This is a genomic window from Haloarcula nitratireducens, from assembly GCF_019599505.1.
This window is the reverse complement of sequence record NZ_RKLT01000002.1, coordinates 173,397-189,118: the sequence shown is the minus strand read 5'-3', so window position 1 is coordinate 189,118 and position 15,722 is coordinate 173,397. Positions and strand designations below refer to the sequence as shown.

Sequence of the window (15,722 nt, the reverse complement as noted above, 5' to 3'; positions counted from 1 at the left end):
ATACCTCTGTCACCGCATCGCATCCAGCCCGACGAACGCCGAACGGTCGGCGCTGAGCCACGTCGACATCCGAGCGACGCCGGAGAGCCCCGGCGGATAGACGGTACAACGGTCGGACGCGTCGCCGTACTGCACCACGGTCATGGACAGTTCCACGTCGGGCCGCTCTGGGGAGGTGTGGGTGTCGTCCGCCACCCGATCCGGTTCGGTGCTCATTGCCTCTACGCGTGGCGTCGGCGACTACCCCTAAAACGGCTGCTAAGAACTCTCCGTAGGGCTATTGATACGGGCCGCCGTAGCCCGGGCGAGCCGCCTACGCGGCCTGCCCGGTGTCGACCTCGCCGTCGATGCGGACGAAGCCGTACTCGCACTCCGGACAGTGCCACTTGACCTTCGTTCCGAGGTGCATCGTCGTGCTCGCGACCTTCCAGAAGTTGCGGTACTCTTCACACTCGGGGCAGTAGTGCTCCAATTCGAGGCTCATGCACGCCGGTTTCGGGCGAGACCAATTGAAGTTCCCGGTTTCGTAGGCGGGGAGACCCCAACAGGCAAACCGACGGGACACCGAGCGGACGTATGGCATCCGATTCGCCGCGACCGTCGGCGCTCTCACTCGACGCGGCGGCACCCCCGCCCAGCGAGACGGCGACCGCGACGTTCGGGATGGGCTGTTTCTGGGGACCCGACGCCCGCTTCGGCGCGATGCCGGGCGTCGCCCGCACGCGCGTCGGCTACGCCGGCGGCGACGACCCCGAGCCGAGCTACTACTCGCTCGGCGATCACACGGAGGTCGTACAGGTGGAGTACGACCCCGAGGCGCTCTCCTACGAGGACCTACTGGACGTGTTCTGGGCGAACCACAGCCCGTTCTCGGCACCGCACAAGCGACAGTACCGCGGCGTCGCGTTGGTCCACGACGAGAGCCAGCGCGAGGCCGCCGCCGCGTCGAAGGCGGCCCTCGAAGACCGAACCGGGAAGACCGTCCAGACCGAGATAGAGTCGCTCGGCGGGTTCTATCCCGCCGAGGGCTACCACCAGAAGTACGAGCTCCGCTCGACGCCCGTCGTGAGCGACGAACTCGAATCGCTCTACGGCCCGGCGTTCGTCGAGTCGACGGCGGCCGCCCGTCTCAACGGCTTCGTCGCGGGCCACGGCGACGCCGACCAGCGACGGGCGGTCCTCGCGGACGTGGACCTCTCCCCGGCGGCCCTCTCGAAAGTCCGGCGACGGCTCTGAGACGGGCTCGGCGGCCGCCCCCGGCTATAAGACCGTGGCACGCCCATCTCCGGGTATGCCGATCTACACCGGCCGGGGCGACCAGGGACAGACCGACCTCCGGAACATGGAGCGCGTCTCGAAGGACTCCCGGCGCATCGAGGCCTACGGCACCGTCGACGAGGTGAACGCGCTGGTCGGCGTCGTCCGCCCCACCGGGCAGGACGACGTCGACGAACACCTCCGGGAGATACAGAACCACCTCCACATCGTGCAGGCGGATTTCGCCAACCCGCAACCCGAGGAGGGCGACCCGCGGATCACCGAGGACCACGTCGACGAGATCGAGGCCGTCGTCGACGAGGCCAACGAGGAGCTCGACCCGCTGGAGTCCTTCATTCTGCCGTCCGGATCCGAACCCGGCGCGAAACTGCATCACGCCCGGGCGGTCTGTCGGCGGGCCGAGCGCCGCGCCGTCTCGTTCACCGCCGAGGAGGCCGGCGTCAACGAGACCGCCATCGTCTACCTCAACCGCCTCTCGGACGCGCTGTTCACGCTCGCGCGCCTGGTCAACAAGCGCGAGGGCGTCCGCGAGGAGAACCCCGAGTACTGAGTCTAACGCTTTTCCAACTCCGGCACTGACATGTAACCGTCGATGCCGAACCAAGTCTCACCGGACGTGACGGTGCGCGGCCCGACCGGCGAGCGGCCGCTGACGGTCGTCTCCGGCGTCCACGGCGACGAACAGAGCGGCGTACGCGCCGTCGAACGCGTCCTCGACGCGGGCCACGAGTTCGAGCGGGCGGTCCAGTTCGTGACCGCGAACCCGCCGGCGGTCGACGCCGGCGAGCGGTACCTCGACGCGGACATGAACCGGGTGTTCCCGGGCGACTCCGATAGCGAAGACAGGGAGCGACGGCTCGCGGCCGAGCTCCTCGACGTCATCGGGGACGCCCCGGCGGTCGCGTTGCACGCGACTCACGCCACGTCGGAGCCGATATCGCTGGTGTCGCGCGAGTATCCGGGAGCGGTCGAGACGGCCGCCGGCATGGCGACGACGCCGGTGGTCGACACGACCGACACGGTCGAGGGCGGACTGAATCGGTTCGGGCGGGTCGTCACGGTCGAGACCGGGAAGCAGGGGACCGAAGAGGCCGTCGAGACCGGCGTCTCCGTCGTCGAAGCGTTCCTCCGCCTCCACGGCGCGCTCCCGGGCGAGACCCCGGACGCCGCGCCGACGTTCTATCAGGAGGACAGCGTCATCGAGAAACCGGACGACGCGCCCGAGGACGCCGCGTGTAGCGACGTCTATGACCTGCACGTCGAGAACTTCGAACGCGTCGACGAGGGCGACGTCTGGGCCACCGTCGACGGCGAAGAGCTGGTCGCCGACGAGGCGTTCGTCCCCGTCCTCGCGTCCGAGTGTGGCTATCGGGACATCTTCGGGTACAAAGGGCATATCGCCGGCGAGACGCTCTCTACGGCCCGCGATCACTGGGACTTGAGTAAGCCGGGCGTGGGCATTTACCCGTCAATCGCCTAGCGAACGCATGGCGAATCGACCGGACGCGGCGGAGTTACCGACGAGCAGCGACCTCCCGGATAGTCCGATCCACACGACCGGTACGGACCACCTCACGATCGTCGGTAGCAACGCAGAGGACACCATCGCGTTCTACCGCGACCTGCTCGGCATGCCGCTGGTGATGCAAGAGCCGAACCACGACGACCCGGACTCGACGCACCTCTTCTTCGACGCCGGGGACGGTCGCATCCTGACCTTCTTCGTCGGCGACCGGACCTCGGACCCGCGGCCGATCCGACCGACCCCCGGTAGCGCCAGTCGTCGGGGTCGTCGCCCCACAGTTTCTTATCGGACGGACACCTCCCACACGCCTATGACTGCTACTTTCGAACTGTACCGGGATTCGGCGGACGAGTGGCGGTGGCGACTGCGCCACTCGAACGGGAACGTCGTCGCCGACAGCGGCGAGGGGTACGCGAGCAAGGCGAAGGCGAAGCAGGGCATCCGGAGCGTGAAATCCAACGCGCCGGACGCCGAGATCGAGGAGGTGTGAGGGCGGGTAGCGGCGTGGGTTCGCAATAGCAAAGTGAGCGGCCCGGAACGGTGAGGTATGAAAGCGACCGCGAAGGCCCACCCGATCCAGGGACTGGTCAAGTACCACGGGATGCGAGACGAGGAGCTTCGGCTCCCGTATCACGACAGCATCTCCGTCTGTACCGCGCCGAGCCACTCGAAGACGACGGCCGAGTTCGACCCCGACCGCGAGGAGGACAGATACGTCATCGACGGCGAGGAAGTCGAGGGCCGCGGGGCCGAACGCATCGACGCCGTCGTCTCCCACGTCCGCGACCTGGCGGGCATCGACCACGCGGTCCGCTTCGAGTCCGCGAACGACTTCCCCACCAACATCGGCTTCGGCTCGTCGTCGTCCGGCTTCGCCGCCGCCGCGATGGCGCTGGTCGAGGCCGCCGGGCTGGAGCTGACCCGCCCCGAGATCTCGACGGTCGCCCGACGCGGCTCCTCCTCGGCGGCCCGCGCCGTCACGGGGGCGTTCTCGCACCTGCGGACGGGGATGAACGACGAGGACTGCCGGAGCGAGCGCATCGAGACGGACCTCGAAGACGACCTGCGAATCGTCGCGGGAATGGTCCCCTCCTACAAGGAGACCGAGGCGGCCCACAAAGAGGCCGCCGACAGCCACATGTTCGAGGGGCGGATGGCTCACATCCACGGCCAGATCTCCGACATGCGCGACGCCCTCCACGACGCCGACTTCGACCGGGCGTTCGAACTCGCCGAGCACGACTCGCTGTCGCTGGCCGCGACGACGATGACCGGCCCCGCCGGGTGGGTCTACTGGCAGCCGCGCACGATCGAGATCTTCAACGCCGTGCGGGAACTCCGGAACGAGGAAGACGTGCCGGTGTACTTCTCCGTCGACACCGGCGCGAGCGTCTACGTCAACACCACCGAGCAGTACGTCGACCGGGTCGAGGAGACGGTCGCCGACTGCGGCGTCGACACCCGCGTCTGGGGCGTCGGCGGCCCCGCCCGCGTCCTCGACGAGGACGAGGCGCTGTTCTGAGTTCCCGATTCAGACGCGGGCTGGAACAGGCCTATCCCGCTCCGGGCCGAATCTCGGGCCATGCGTGTCGCCGTCCTCGGTGCCGGGTACGCCGGCCTCACACTCGCCCGAAAACTCGAACGGTCGCTGCCGGACGAGGCGGACCTCGTCGTCGTCGACGAGCAGGCCGACCACCTCGTCCAGCACGAACTCCACCGCGTCGTCCGGCGACCGTCGCTGGCCGACGACATCACGGTCGAGTTAGCGTCGGTGCTCGACTGCGAGGTTCGCCGAGCGGAAGTGACCGACCTCGACGCCGGCGAGGCGACCGTCCGACCCGTCACCGGCGACGGCGAGGAGACGCTCGGTTACGACGTGGGCGCGGTGTGCCTCGGCGCGGAGACGGCCTTCTACGACCTCCCGGGCGTGCGCGAACACGCGACGCCGCTGAAGCGCCTCGACCACGCTCGCGAGATACGGGACGACTTCCTCGCTCTCGGCGACGGCGACCGGGTCGTCGTCGGCGGAGCGGGGCTCTCGGGCGTGCAGGTCGCCGGCGAACTGGCGGCGCTGGCCGACGAGGAAGAAATCGACGCCGAGGTGTTGCTTCTCGAACAGATGGACGCCGTCGCCCCGTCGTTCCCCGAGTCGTTCCAGGAGGCCGTCCACGAGTCGCTCGTCGACGCCGGCGTGACCGTCCGTACCGGCATCGGCGTCGCGGCCGCCGCGGACGGCGCGATGATGCTCGACTCCGACGAGAAGCTCACCTACGACCAGTTCGTCTGGACCGGCGGCATTCGTGGACCCGGCGCGCTCGACGACGAGCGCCCGGTCGTCAGGGCGGACCTCCGGCTGGGCGAGTCGACGTTCGCCGTCGGCGACGCGGCCCGCGTGGTGGACAGCAACGGCGAGGGCGTCCCCGCGAGCGCCTCGGCGGCCATCCGCGAGGCCAACGTCGCCGCCGAGAACGTCGAAGCGCTGGTCGAACACCGACTGGACCACGACGACGGGGCGTTCGAACCGCGTCTCACGCAGTATCGATTCGAAGTGCCGGGGTGGTTAGTCTCGGTCGGCGACGACGCCGTGGCGAAGGTCGGGCCGACGATCCTCACCGGTCGCACCGCGCTGGCGCTGAAGACGACGGTCGGTGCGGGCTATCTCGGTAGCGTCGGGGCGAGGAAGAACGCCTCGGACCTCGTCCGCGAGGAACTGGGCATCGCCGCCTCCGGCGGAGACGCGACCGACGACCTGGCTGACGACCTCGCGGACGAACTCCCCGACGACGTGGTGGACGCCGCGGAGTCGGACGATCACCGCGACGAGAAGTAGCTATCCATGTCCACTCTCAGTACGTTCCTCCCGATAGCGTTCGCCCTCGGCCTCGCGCTGGTCCATTTGTTCGCCGGTCGGCTCACGTTCCCGAACGTGATACCGCGGAGTCGCTGGCTGTCGCTCTCGGGGGGTAGCGCCGTCGCGTACGTCTTCGTCCACATCCTCCCGGAGATCCAGAGCGCCGGGGCCGACATCGACCGGACCGCGAGCCCCCTCGTCAGATTCGAACACCACGTCTACCTCTTGGCGATCTGAGCGTCCGGGTCGGGCGGACGGTTCAGTCGTCCGCGCTCGTCGCTTCTTCGAGCGCGTCGTCGGGTTCGACCCAGATGACGAACTGGTCGTGGTCCTCGCGGTCGACGACGCCGTTGACGTACTCGCCGTCGACCGGCGGGTCGTTGACCTCCGACTCGGCGACGGGGACGACCTGTCGGACGGCGTCGACGACCCACCCGACCGCACCCTGTTCCTCGAACATCCCCGGGTCGAAGACGACGATGAGGTTCTTCTCGCCGTCGGCGTCGATGTCCATCATCCGCTTGGGGTCGAGGATGGTCGTTATCTGGCCCCGGAGGTCGACGACGCCTTCGACGTAATCGGGCGTGTTGGGGACGCGCGTAACCGCATCGCGCTTGACGATCTCCTCGACGTACTCGATGTCGAGACAGTAGTGCTCCTCGCCGAGCGCGAACTCGAGGACGCGAACCATCTCCTCTTTCTGTCCCCCTTCCTCTTCCATCGCCGCCCGAGCCGACCCGGCTACTCGCTCGCCATCGCCCGTCGCCATCGCTTCTTCTAAGAGCTGCCGATCCGGCAACTCGACGCCGGTCGGTCCCCGCATCGGCGAGGCCGTCGCGGCGACGTCGCCGGATCGCACCTCGCCCGCTCCACTGGTCGCAGAACCGTCATCGACGACCTGCGCGGCGGCCGCCGCGGCCCGCTCGGCGGCCGCCGTCGCGTCGGGCTGGGCTCCGGCTCTCTCGACCGTGTCGGTCTCGTCGTCCTCGGACGCCGCCGGCTCGGTCTCGTCGGCCGTCGGTTCGGCCACCGCAGCTGTCGGTTCGCCGGCTTCGCTCGTCGGGTCGTCGCCGTCGTCGGTGTCTGTGCCTGTCTCTCCGTCTGCGTCTGCGTCTACGCCCGTCTCTGTATCCGAATCAGTCTCTCCCGCCTGGTCCGGCGACGCGCCGCCGTCGTCGCCGTCTGTCGTCGGCTCGTCGTCCGCTCTGTTCCCCTGGCGCATGCTGCGGATGCGCTCTGCTCTGTCCATACGGTCGTCGTCGCTCATGCTGGTATCTCCGTGTAGCCGAACTGCCTGTCCAGGTCCGCCGCGATGTCCTCGAACACCGCACCCATGTCACACTCCTCGTCGCTCCCGAACAGCGAGTTGCCCCGCGTGTACGCCCGCTGGAGGGCCACGCGCTTGCGGACCCGCCAGACCGGGCTATCCGGGAACGCCGCGTCGAACCACTGGAGCATCGTCTCGTCTTCCGAAGTCGTCTCGATGCGGTTGGCCACTACGCCGAGCGTCCGCACCGTGATGCCCGTCTGTCGCTCCAAGGCCGCCATCTGGTCCATCAGGAGCTCGATGGCGCGCTCGGAGGTGGCCTCCGCGAGCGCCGGGACGAGGATGTTCCCCGCGGCGAAGACGGCGGCGTCGGTTAGCTTGCCGTAGAACGGCGGGGAGTCGATGACGACGTAATCGTACCCCGAGACCGTCGAGAGCGCCCGATCCAGCGTATCGAGCGCGTGGTCGCCGGTGACCGTCTTCGGCGTGACGTTCAGCGCGAACGCCGAGAGCGCCGCCGGGTCGACGTCGTGGTCTCCGGTGCGGACCCGGGCGATGAGGTCCGCGACGGTCAGTTCGTGTTCGGCCTGTAGCATGTCGATGCTGGCAGGGACGACGTCCATCTCCTCGTGCTCGACCACGAGGTCGGCGAGGCCGTTGGGGTCGCCCGTCAGCACGTCGAACAGCGTCGGCGGCTGAGCGTCGTAGGCGTCGGCGAGACCCAGTCCCTCCGTGGCGTTGCCCTGCGGGTCCAGGTCCACGAAGAGGACGTCCCGCCCGCGGTCGCTCAGGGCACCGGCTACGTTGATCGCTACCGTCGTCTTGCCGGTCCCGCCCTTCGCGTTCGTCACGCAGATACGGGCCGGATCGGACGTGGACTGGCGGTTCATCGTCGAAGTGAGCGAACGTCTGTGACGGGTGCGTATAAAAATACGCCCCCGATTATCAACGGCGGAACTGAGAGGTGGCGTCCGAATCGGCGGCGAGAGCCCGGTGAACGCCGTCTGACGGCCGTCGGACGGGTGCAAGATTTAACTTCACGTAGTTGAAACACAAGTGGCAATGACCATCAACCCGCGCGACTACGACTTAGACGAATTGCGGAAGATCGCCCGCCAGCGCGGCGATCGAGAGAAGGGGAACGGCCTCGGCGACGGGGAGATGCCCGACCCGGCGAATCTGGACGTGGGGCTGGAAGACGGCGACGAGGAGGTCCTGGCCGGCAGTTCGCTCCGGTCGGGACTGTATCGCGAACTGCTCCCGTTCCTCGCCGGCGATAGTCAGGACAAACCCTATCTCGGCGCACTACCCCAGACGTACGCCGCCGAGTTCGTCGTCTTCGAGTGGCTGGAGTTCCTGTTGATGCACTCGGGGTATCAGGGGGCCGACGAGGCGCTCGCCTACTACGAGTCCATCGACTGGATCACCGAAGACGTCGAATCCGACCTCTCAGATTACCTGCTGGGTATCGACGAGTCGGCGACCAACGACGGCAACGACCTCAGCGTGGACGACCACATGCTGAGTCTGGTGTACGTCGCCAAACTGGCGGCGATGAGGTAGCGCCGCCGGCGGGTGGTCACTATCAACGCTGATTCTTGACGAGAGGATATATATCGAGGCGGGGATAAGACGGGAGACATGAGTGACGACGACGCAGCCGACGCGGCGTCCGGCAGCGGCCGGTCGGTGCCGGTGGGTGTGAAACTCGGCAGCACCCGGACGGTCATCGCCCTGCCCGACGACCACGGGACCGAGAACCGAATCATCAAGACGCTGACCTGTATGGCGACCTACGAGGACGCCCTGACCGGCGAGGAGAAGGTGCTCTACGGCGAGGAAGCCGCCCGCGAGTACCCCGACCGCGTGCAGTACATGCTCCGGTCCGGATTGCCCGAAGACGGGGACCGCGCGGAGATGACCAAGAAGTTCTTCGAGGCGCTCATCGAGGAGAACGACATCCCGGCCGACAGCGGCGTCGTCTACGCTATCCCGACCATCGACAACCCCGCCGGCCTGGACAACCTCCGAGCGGTCATCGAGGAGTCCTCTATCGGGCTGAACCTGGTCGAGAGCTATCCCGAGTCGCTGTGTGGCTCCATCCCCGCCTTCGGCGAGGACTTAGAGGCCATCGACGAGATATTCATCTCGGTGAACATGGGCTCGACGAACCTCGAAGCCTCGGCGTATCGCCGCGGCGAGCAGTTAGCGCCCTTCACGACGGGTGCGGTCACCGGCAACGAAGTCGACCGGATGATCGCGAACTACGTCGAGGAGGAGACCCAGGGGAGGGTCAACGTCGACACGCAGACCGCCCGCGAGTACAAGGAGGAACACGCCGACTTCGTGGAGTTCGAACCCTTCACCGACATCATCCAGCAGCCCGGCGGCGGCACCCACGAGTTCACCATCGAGCGCTCGGTGATGGACGCCGTCGACGAGTACCTCGACGACGCGGTGGACGAACTGGCCAACACCTTCCTGCCGGAGCTGGCCAACGACTACATGAAAGTCTACCAGCTAGCGCTGGACCGTCCCATCGTGCTCACCGGTGGGATGGCCTGCATCCCCGGCATCGTCGAGGAGTTCGAGGCGCGCCTCAGCGAGGAACTGAACCGCGAGATCGAGGCGACCGCCGCCGAACAGCCCGACGTCGCGCCCACCGTCGGCGCACAGCGCATCGCGGCCCGGCTCGTCGAGAACAGCTAACGGGCGTCCCCGCCCCAGCAGTCGAGCCACCGCTCGATGGTCGGGCGCGGCCCGAACCGTTCCAGCGCTCGCCCGTTCGAGAGGACGGCGAACACCTCGGTATCTATCCGAACGTCGATGCCGGGAGACGACCGTTCCTCGCTCGCCCCGTACAACCCTACGCGTGGCATGTGACAGAATGATTTCCCGTCCTACCTAAAGGTCCGTCAGACGGACGTCCGCCGTTCGACAGATAAGTATACACGAGGGAAATACGGACAGAGAACGGGCTTCGGACGGGGTCGGGGCTGTTACTTTCCCACTCGAGTAAATCCTACGATAACGTATCAGAATCTATACGCAGGTATCAAGTTTTCCGGCGCTGTAAACCTCGGTGATGGGCGAGATTATCAAAATAAATAATTACGACGGCGGGTTACCCTCGCTACTCACGCGGACCGGCTCGGGGGGCGTGTTCTCGGAGGGCTACCTTCGCGACCGGGCGGCCGCGGCGGTTCTCGAAGCGGCGGAGACGCCGACGTTCGTCCTCACGAACCGCAAGCGCGGCGTGACCGTCGAAACGGGCGAAACCACGGAGACGGTTCGGCCCGGTCGGGGTTATCGGACGATCGCGGTAGTCACCGATCGACGCCTCGTCGCGCTGGTCGGCGACGAATCGGGGGACCGAGAGGTAGCGGTGTCGCTCGCGGACGTCGACGAAGTCGAATGGGAAACGGGGCTCCGCGGCGGCTCCCTCACCGTCGTTCGAGACGGGCACTCGACCGTGGCGATTCAGACCGGGACCGACGGGCTCGAAGCGGTCGCGGAGTACCTCGACGCGGCTTCGCGGGCGTGGCGACGCGTCGAGACCGAGTTCGACGCGGCGACGGAACTGCTCGTGACGGCGACCGAGCACCGAGAAGAGGGGCGGTACGACGAGGCGGCTTCGGCCGTCGAACGCGCCCGAGAGCGCGCCGAGACGGCCCGGGGCGTCGCGTTCCGGTTCGCCGCGGAGTACGGCGGGACCGCGCTCCAGGAACGGGTCGACCCGCTCGAAACCCGTTGCGAGCGAACGCTCGCGGCGATACACGTCGGCCGTGCCCGCGTGGCGACGGACGCCGGCGAGACGCGCTGGCGCGAGAGCGAGTACGAGGCCGCCCACGACGCCTACGAGCGCGCGAGCGAGGGGTACGACGCGGCGCTCGCCCTCGACCACGCCGCGATCGACGACGTGGACGGGATACGCGCCGAACGGGACCGGCTGGAGCGGATCGTCGACCACCTCGAGAAGTCGCCGCTTCGGAAGGCCGTCACGGCCGACAAGGCGGCCGTCGCGGCGGACGACCCCGAAGACGCGATCGAGCACTGGCGGGAAGCGATGGCCCACTACCGGACGGCGTTAGAGATCGACTGGGGTGCGGAGAACCGGCGCTTCGCGGGCGACACGGCGACGATTCGGGACCGCCTCGGCGCGGTCGCCGAGAACCTCACGGCGACCCAGCGCACCGTCGCCGTCGACGCGATGCGCGCCGGCGACTGGTACAGCGACGCCGGACAGGCCGAGGTCGCACTGGCGGAGTTCGAGGCCGCCGCCGAGGCCTTCGAGGCGGCGCTCGCGACGGCCCGGGACTGCTATCCCGACGCGGTGTCCCATCTGGAGGCAGAGCGGGACGCGCTCGAACAGCGACTCGAACGGACCCAGGCGCTGGTGAACGGCGACGATGCCGTCTCGGACCGGTTCGAGACGGCGGTCGAACCGGACTACGCGGCCTCGGGGACGCTCGGGGAACCGTCCGACGACGGCCCGACGGCTATCGAGGACGCCATCCGCCCGCCGTCGGAAGCCGCCGAAGCGTCGCGCTCCGAATCGGTCGACGAGGTCGCCATGACGGTAGACGAGTCCGCCTCGACGGTCGACCGACTCCGAGCCTTGGACGGGGACCGACTCGTCGCCGTCGTCGCCGACGTGCTCGACGAGACGGCGTGGGAGGCAGCGGCCGACGACCCAGATTCGCCGTTCGACCTGCGAGCGGCCCGAGACGGCGACCGGATGGGCGTCGTAGTCCACCGCTCGACGACAGACGACGTGACGAGCGAGCGGGTCGAGCGGTGTCAGTCGCTCGCAGAGGAGACCGCGATGGATTTGGTGTTGTTCGCGACCGTCCAGCGCCTCCCGGCGGACGTCACGCCGCTTCCGGCAGCCGACGACGTGCGCCTGTTCGACGGCGCGAGCATCGCCGCCGTCGTGGACGCACAGGGCGTCAGTCTGCCGGACGACGCTCGACCGACAGCGGGCGGGCGGGAACAAAGCTTATAGCCGCGTAAGTATCACTATCAATCATGAACTGTCCGAACTGCGACACCCGAATGACGTACAACGACGAGACGACGAAACTGACAGAGTTCGTCTGCCCGGTCTGTCACGACACCGTCATCGACTGGAAATCCGCGGCCAGAAGCGCGCGCCTCGCCTGATACCCGCATTTTCTCTCGACTCGTTCGGCAGTGGTAACGCCGTCTCCCGACTATTCGAGCACGCTCGCACAAGAACGAGCACGAACGATTGCCGAATGCTTTTATATTTGAGAGGGCGAGGTTCGCCAATGATAGAGTCGCTGCGCGTCGGCTGTCTCTTCGTCGAGTCGTGTTCCGACGAGCAGACCGCGGCGTACGAGTGGTGTGAGGGCGCGTTCGACGACGTCGACCGCGTCTCGCTCTCGGCGGTCGAGCCGACCGCGTACGACGTTCTCTGGTGGCACCGCGGGGAGGCGATCGGGCCGGAACGGCTCGCCGACGACGGGGACGCGCTCGCGTCGTTCGTGCGCGGCGGCGGGTCGCTGTTGCTGACGCTCGGCGCGATGGCCGCGGTCGAACCGCTCGGCTTCGACGCCGTCGGTCCCGACGCCGTCGGCCGGGAGGAGGTCTCCGAACCGGTCGGGCCGCTGTGGAAGGCGCTGGCCGCGGACCACCCAATCGCGGAGGGGTTCGACACGCTCAGAGTCCACACCCGCGGTCCCGGCGTGACGGTGCCCTACGCCCGCTACGAGACGGTCGCGCCGATGGAGGGCGACCTGTTGGCCAGTACGGCCCGAGGAACGACGGACGTGGTCAAGCAGATGTCGACCGTCTCGTGGCGACCCGGCGACGGGCACGTCCTCGGCATCGGGTCGGCGGTCTCCTTCCGCCAGCCCACGCACGACATCTGCCGCGGGAACCGCGAGACGCTCGTCTCGAACGCGCTCGCGGCGCTGGCCGGCAGCGAGACGGTCCCGCTCTCGGGGCGGCCCAAGTCCGTCGAGGCGTTCTCGGAGATGCGCGCGGAGTTGGCCGACGACCCGCACCGACCGGCGTACCACGTCACGCCGCCCGCCAACTGGCTCAACGACCCGAACGGCCTCATCCACTGGAACGGCCGCTATCACCTGTTCTATCAGTACAACCCGACCGGACCGTTCCACAACACCATCCACTGGGGCCACGCGGTCAGCGACGACCTGGTCCACTGGGAGGACGAACCCGTCGCCCTCTCGCCCTCGCCGGACGGCCCGGATCGGGACGGTTGTTGGTCGGGCTGTGCGGTCGACGACGACGGGATGGCGACGATTCTCTACACCGGCGGTCGCGGGAAGAAACAACTGCCCTGCATCGCCACCGCGGCCGACGAGGGCCTGACGGCGTGGCGAAAGGACCCCGAGAACCCCGTCATCGAGGAGATGCCGACCCAGCCCGAGGTCCTTCGGACCGAACACTGGGACGGGGAGTTCCGCGACCACTGCGTCTGGCGCGAGGACGGCGTCTGGCACCAGTTGATCGGGGCTGGCATGGAGGGCGGCGGCGGCGCGGCCCTGCTGTACGTCTCCGAGGACCTCCGGGACTGGGAGTACCGCGGTCCCATCCTGACCGGCGACCGCGACACCGCCGGCACGGTCTGGGAGTGTCCCGAACTGCTCGACTTCGGCGAGCGACAGCTGCTGCACGTCTCGAACTACGAGGACGTGGTGTACTTCCTCGGCACCTACGAGGACGGCGAGTTCGACGCCGAGCGACGGGACAAACTCGACCACGGCGACTTCTACGCCCCGCAGTCGATGTGGACCGACGACGGCCGTATCCTCACCTGGGGCTGGATTCCGGAAGCGCGGGACGTGAGCGCCCAGTGGGACGCCGGGTGGTCTGGCGCGATGTCGCTGCCGCGCGAACTCTCCCTCGCCGACGACGGCGGTCTCTGTCAGCGGCCCGTTCCGGAGCTCAAAGACCTCCGTGGGGCCAACACCCACCGCGACGAGCTCCGACTAGATGGACGCGACCGCCGGACGCTCGACGTCGAGAGCAGGGCGTTCGAACTCCGCGCGACGGTCCGCCTCGAAGACGCCGAGAGCGTCGAACTCTCCGTGCTGGAGACGCCCGACCGGGACGAGTACACGCCCATCCGGTACGGCCACACCAGCGAGATATCGGTCGACCGGGCGCGGGCGAGCCACGACCCGCAGGCGACCAACGCCACCCAGCGGATGGGCGTGACGCCGTACGACTCGCCGCTCTCGCTTCGCGTGTTCGTCGACGGCTCCGTCGTCACCGTGTTCGCCAACGAGCGCCACTGTCTGACGACGCGCGTCTATCCGACCCGCGAGGACGCGACGGGCGTCTCGCTGTCGGCAGAGGGCGGCCGGGCGACGGTCGCGTCGCTCGACGTCTGGGAGATGGACGGCGCGTGGTCGGCCGAACCGCCGGAATAGGAGCCGTCACCTCGATTCGATTTCAGTCCCGTCGTCCGATCCTCAGTCGCTGCCGCCGTGGTACCGCTCGCTCGCGTCGGTCTCGTCGGCGTCGCGCGCTCGCCGAATCAGTTCTTCCTCGGTCGGTGGCAGCGACTCGCCGGCCATCGGGATCTCCCAGTGACCGAGCTTCCCGACGATGCGTGTCCGGGTCCCGTCTACGTCGAGGCGGAGCGTCGGCGCGAGCGTCCCGCCGAAGCGTCGCATCTGCTCGCTTTCAGAGAGGTGTGCGATGTCGTCGAGGACCGGCCCGGCGAAGTCGAAGTAGTTGAAGAAGCTCTGGACGAGCACCTCGTCGTCGTGGGCGAACGCCATCCACGAGTACGACTGGAACGGCGCGTTCTCGGGGTTCGTCGCGACCAGCCCCGACCCGTTCAGCGGGACGTACTCGCCGCGGAACGTCTCGGAGACGAAGCCGTACAGCGCGTCGAACCCCTCTAAGTCGGGCGCGAACGTGTGGAGATGACTGGAGATGAAGAGGTAGTACAGTCCGTCCTTGTAGACGACGTGGGGCCGTTCGAGCTCCTGATTGGTGCCGACGGCATCTAAGAGCGGCTCGTCGAGCTCCCACTCCAGGGGGTCGCCGGTGGGCGAGCGAGCGACCCCGACGCTGCCGTTGAACTCCTGTCGGGCGGCGTCGCCGCCGCAGGCGTCGCTGTCCTCCGGGACGGGCGTGTTCGCCTCGAAGAGGAGCCACGTCTCGCCCGTCTCGGGGTCCTCGAAGAACCACGGGTCCCGGAAGGTGTAGATCATCCCGCGGGACTGGTCCTCGCGCTCGTAGCGCTCGCCGTCCGGAGAGAGCAGTTCGTGGTGGGTCCACGGCCCGTTGAGGGCGAACCCGTCGTCAGTATCGACGGTGCCGCCGCTCGCGCCCACGATGCGCTGGGCGTAGGTGAGTTCCTCGGCGTCGTCCGTGCCCGCGGCCGTGTAGAAGAGGTAGACCGAGCCGTCGTCGTACAGCGCCGACCCCGCCCACTGGCGCTGGCCCAGCGCCTCCTCGAAGACCGGGCCGGCGTCGTGCCAGTTCCGGCCGTCCGCAGAGTAGAAACAGCGGATGGCAGCCACGTCGTGGCGCTTGCCCGGCAGGAGGTCCGCGGGCGCGGTCAGCGAGAAGCAGACGCGGTAGCCCTCGACCTCCGCGAGCGTCCCGTCGCGCTCGCGCAGAAACCACGTGTCCCAGATGTGGACGTCGGGTATCTGATCGTTCTCGGGCGGATAGAAGATCGGTGCCACCGTCTCGTCCGTGCGTTCGATGCCGTTCGCCTGCGCTCGCGTCCAGCCCGAACGCGCGCGGAAACCGGGCGCGCCGCCGTCGAGTGAGTCCTCGGTCATGGCTCC

At 68.1% G+C, this 15,722-nt stretch carries 18 protein-coding genes; 12 read left to right on the top strand and 6 right to left on the bottom strand.

Annotated features, from left to right (window positions below; translation table 11 throughout):
- Window positions 1–9: 9 nt before the first annotated feature.
- The gene (locus EGH23_RS07630) at window positions 10–216 is read right to left on the bottom strand and encodes a DUF7511 domain-containing protein (RefSeq protein WP_236044707.1); all 207 of its coding nucleotides are present in this window, start codon (window positions 214–216) and stop codon (window positions 10–12) included.
- 97 nt (window positions 217–313) lie between these two features.
- The gene (locus tag EGH23_RS07625; protein ID WP_220579418.1) at window positions 314–484 is read right to left on the bottom strand and encodes a DUF7838 family putative zinc beta-ribbon protein; all 171 of its coding nucleotides are present in this window, start codon (window positions 482–484) and stop codon (window positions 314–316) included.
- A 92-nt stretch (window positions 485–576) separates the two neighbouring features.
- Between EGH23_RS07625 and msrA the strand changes: the two genes are divergently transcribed.
- The 7 genes from msrA to EGH23_RS07590 are packed head-to-tail and all read left to right on the top strand — an operon-like array spanning window position 577 to window position 5,891.
- The gene (msrA, locus tag EGH23_RS07620) at window positions 577–1,236 is read left to right on the top strand and encodes a peptide-methionine (S)-S-oxide reductase MsrA (RefSeq protein WP_220579417.1); all 660 of its coding nucleotides are present in this window, start codon (window positions 577–579) and stop codon (window positions 1,234–1,236) included.
- A gap of 55 nt (window positions 1,237–1,291) precedes the next feature.
- On the top strand, window positions 1,292–1,828 hold the full coding sequence (locus EGH23_RS07615; protein WP_220579416.1) for a cob(I)yrinic acid a,c-diamide adenosyltransferase: 537 nt from the start codon (window positions 1,292–1,294) through the stop codon (window positions 1,826–1,828).
- Between the two features lie 42 nt (window positions 1,829–1,870).
- Window positions 1,871–2,758, top strand: coding sequence for a M14 family metallopeptidase (locus tag EGH23_RS07610; RefSeq protein WP_220579415.1), 888 nt, complete (start codon window positions 1,871–1,873; stop codon window positions 2,756–2,758).
- Between the two features lie 7 nt (window positions 2,759–2,765).
- Window positions 2,766–3,293 carry an HVO_2922 family protein gene (locus EGH23_RS07605; RefSeq protein ID WP_236044706.1) on the top strand — a complete coding sequence of 176 codons (528 nt, stop codon included), beginning with the start codon at window positions 2,766–2,768 and terminating at the stop codon, window positions 3,291–3,293.
- A gap of 57 nt (window positions 3,294–3,350) precedes the next feature.
- Window positions 3,351–4,325: a phosphomevalonate decarboxylase MvaD gene (gene mvaD / locus EGH23_RS07600; protein ID WP_220579414.1), complete on the top strand. Its 975-nt coding sequence runs from the start codon at window positions 3,351–3,353 to the stop codon at window positions 4,323–4,325.
- A gap of 60 nt (window positions 4,326–4,385) precedes the next feature.
- Window positions 4,386–5,633, top strand: a complete 1,248-nt coding sequence (locus EGH23_RS07595; protein ID WP_220579413.1) for an NAD(P)/FAD-dependent oxidoreductase — start codon at window positions 4,386–4,388, stop codon at window positions 5,631–5,633.
- Window positions 5,634–5,639: 6 nt separating this feature from the next.
- Window positions 5,640–5,891, top strand: coding sequence for a hypothetical protein (locus EGH23_RS07590; RefSeq protein WP_220579412.1), 252 nt, complete (start codon window positions 5,640–5,642; stop codon window positions 5,889–5,891).
- A 22-nt stretch (window positions 5,892–5,913) separates the two neighbouring features.
- Here the strand turns inward: EGH23_RS07590 and EGH23_RS07585 are convergent, their stop codons facing one another.
- Window positions 5,914–6,921, bottom strand: coding sequence for a chemotaxis protein CheW (locus EGH23_RS07585; RefSeq protein ID WP_220579411.1), 1,008 nt, complete (start codon window positions 6,919–6,921; stop codon window positions 5,914–5,916).
- On the bottom strand, window positions 6,918–7,811 hold the full coding sequence (locus tag EGH23_RS07580) for a ParA family protein (RefSeq protein WP_220579410.1): 894 nt from the start codon (window positions 7,809–7,811) through the stop codon (window positions 6,918–6,920). Before EGH23_RS07580 ends, EGH23_RS07585 begins: the two co-directional genes overlap by 4 nt.
- A 172-nt stretch (window positions 7,812–7,983) precedes the next feature.
- Here EGH23_RS07580 and EGH23_RS07575 point away from each other — a divergent pair, with 172 nt between their 5' ends.
- Together EGH23_RS07575 and EGH23_RS07570 are read left to right on the top strand one after the other, a co-directional pair.
- Entirely contained in the window at window positions 7,984–8,484 is a 501-nt protein-coding gene (locus EGH23_RS07575) for a FlaD/FlaE family flagellar protein (RefSeq protein WP_220579409.1), read from the top strand.
- A 78-nt stretch (window positions 8,485–8,562) separates the two neighbouring features.
- Window positions 8,563–9,630 carry an actin-like salactin gene (locus tag EGH23_RS07570; protein ID WP_220579408.1) on the top strand — a complete coding sequence of 356 codons (1,068 nt, stop codon included), beginning with the start codon at window positions 8,563–8,565 and terminating at the stop codon, window positions 9,628–9,630.
- On the opposite strand, the gene EGH23_RS07565 is transcribed toward EGH23_RS07570, so the two are convergent.
- A complete protein-coding gene (locus EGH23_RS07565) occupies window positions 9,627–9,800 on the bottom strand; it encodes a hypothetical protein (protein ID WP_220579407.1) in 174 nt (57 codons plus the stop codon). The two genes, EGH23_RS07570 and EGH23_RS07565, sit on opposite strands and share 4 nt — an antisense overlap.
- Before the next feature lie 206 nt (window positions 9,801–10,006).
- Between EGH23_RS07565 and EGH23_RS07560 the strand changes: the two genes are divergently transcribed.
- The 3 genes from EGH23_RS07560 (at window position 10,007) to EGH23_RS07555 (ending at window position 14,345) form a co-directional block, all read left to right on the top strand.
- A complete protein-coding gene (locus tag EGH23_RS07560) occupies window positions 10,007–11,926 on the top strand; it encodes a hypothetical protein (RefSeq protein ID WP_220579406.1) in 1,920 nt (639 codons plus the stop codon).
- Window positions 11,927–11,949: 23 nt separating this feature from the next.
- The gene (locus EGH23_RS26805) at window positions 11,950–12,084 is read left to right on the top strand and encodes a hypothetical protein (protein ID WP_268899418.1); all 135 of its coding nucleotides are present in this window, start codon (window positions 11,950–11,952) and stop codon (window positions 12,082–12,084) included.
- A gap of 128 nt (window positions 12,085–12,212) precedes the next feature.
- Window positions 12,213–14,345, top strand: a complete 2,133-nt coding sequence (locus EGH23_RS07555; RefSeq protein WP_220579405.1) for a glycoside hydrolase family 32 protein — start codon at window positions 12,213–12,215, stop codon at window positions 14,343–14,345.
- 42 nt (window positions 14,346–14,387) lie between these two features.
- Here the strand turns inward: EGH23_RS07555 and EGH23_RS07550 are convergent, their stop codons facing one another.
- A complete protein-coding gene (locus tag EGH23_RS07550; protein ID WP_220579404.1) occupies window positions 14,388–15,716 on the bottom strand; it encodes a glycoside hydrolase family 68 protein in 1,329 nt (442 codons plus the stop codon).
- Window positions 15,717–15,722 lie beyond the last annotated feature (6 nt).

Bases quoted from the DNA above. Each gene is read 5' to 3' on its own strand.
- EGH23_RS07580 (WP_220579410.1), bottom strand. From the start codon at position 7,811: ATGAACCGCCAGTCCACGTCCGATCCGGCCCGTATCTGCGTGACGAAC.
- EGH23_RS07630 (WP_236044707.1), bottom strand. From the start codon at position 216: ATGAGCACCGAACCGGATCGGGTGGCGGACGACACCCACACCTCCCCA.
- mvaD (WP_220579414.1), top strand. From the start codon at position 3,351: ATGAAAGCGACCGCGAAGGCCCACCCGATCCAGGGACTGGTCAAGTAC.
- EGH23_RS07590 (WP_220579412.1), top strand. From the start codon at position 5,640: ATGTCCACTCTCAGTACGTTCCTCCCGATAGCGTTCGCCCTCGGCCTC.
- EGH23_RS07550 (WP_220579404.1), bottom strand. From the start codon at position 15,716: ATGACCGAGGACTCACTCGACGGCGGCGCGCCCGGTTTCCGCGCGCGT.
- EGH23_RS07610 (WP_220579415.1), top strand. From the start codon at position 1,871: ATGCCGAACCAAGTCTCACCGGACGTGACGGTGCGCGGCCCGACCGGC.
- EGH23_RS07595 (WP_220579413.1), top strand. From the start codon at position 4,386: ATGCGTGTCGCCGTCCTCGGTGCCGGGTACGCCGGCCTCACACTCGCC.
- EGH23_RS07555 (WP_220579405.1), top strand. From the start codon at position 12,213: ATGATAGAGTCGCTGCGCGTCGGCTGTCTCTTCGTCGAGTCGTGTTCC.
- msrA (WP_220579417.1), top strand. From the start codon at position 577: ATGGCATCCGATTCGCCGCGACCGTCGGCGCTCTCACTCGACGCGGCG.
- EGH23_RS07575 (WP_220579409.1), top strand. From the start codon at position 7,984: ATGACCATCAACCCGCGCGACTACGACTTAGACGAATTGCGGAAGATC.
- EGH23_RS07565 (WP_220579407.1), bottom strand. From the start codon at position 9,800: ATGCCACGCGTAGGGTTGTACGGGGCGAGCGAGGAACGGTCGTCTCCC.
- EGH23_RS07605 (WP_236044706.1), top strand. From the start codon at position 2,766: ATGGCGAATCGACCGGACGCGGCGGAGTTACCGACGAGCAGCGACCTC.
- EGH23_RS07560 (WP_220579406.1), top strand. From the start codon at position 10,007: ATGGGCGAGATTATCAAAATAAATAATTACGACGGCGGGTTACCCTCG.
- EGH23_RS07570 (WP_220579408.1), top strand. From the start codon at position 8,563: ATGAGTGACGACGACGCAGCCGACGCGGCGTCCGGCAGCGGCCGGTCG.
- EGH23_RS07625 (WP_220579418.1), bottom strand. From the start codon at position 484: ATGAGCCTCGAATTGGAGCACTACTGCCCCGAGTGTGAAGAGTACCGC.
- EGH23_RS26805 (WP_268899418.1), top strand. From the start codon at position 11,950: ATGAACTGTCCGAACTGCGACACCCGAATGACGTACAACGACGAGACG.
- EGH23_RS07615 (WP_220579416.1), top strand. From the start codon at position 1,292: ATGCCGATCTACACCGGCCGGGGCGACCAGGGACAGACCGACCTCCGG.
- EGH23_RS07585 (WP_220579411.1), bottom strand. From the start codon at position 6,921: ATGAGCGACGACGACCGTATGGACAGAGCAGAGCGCATCCGCAGCATG.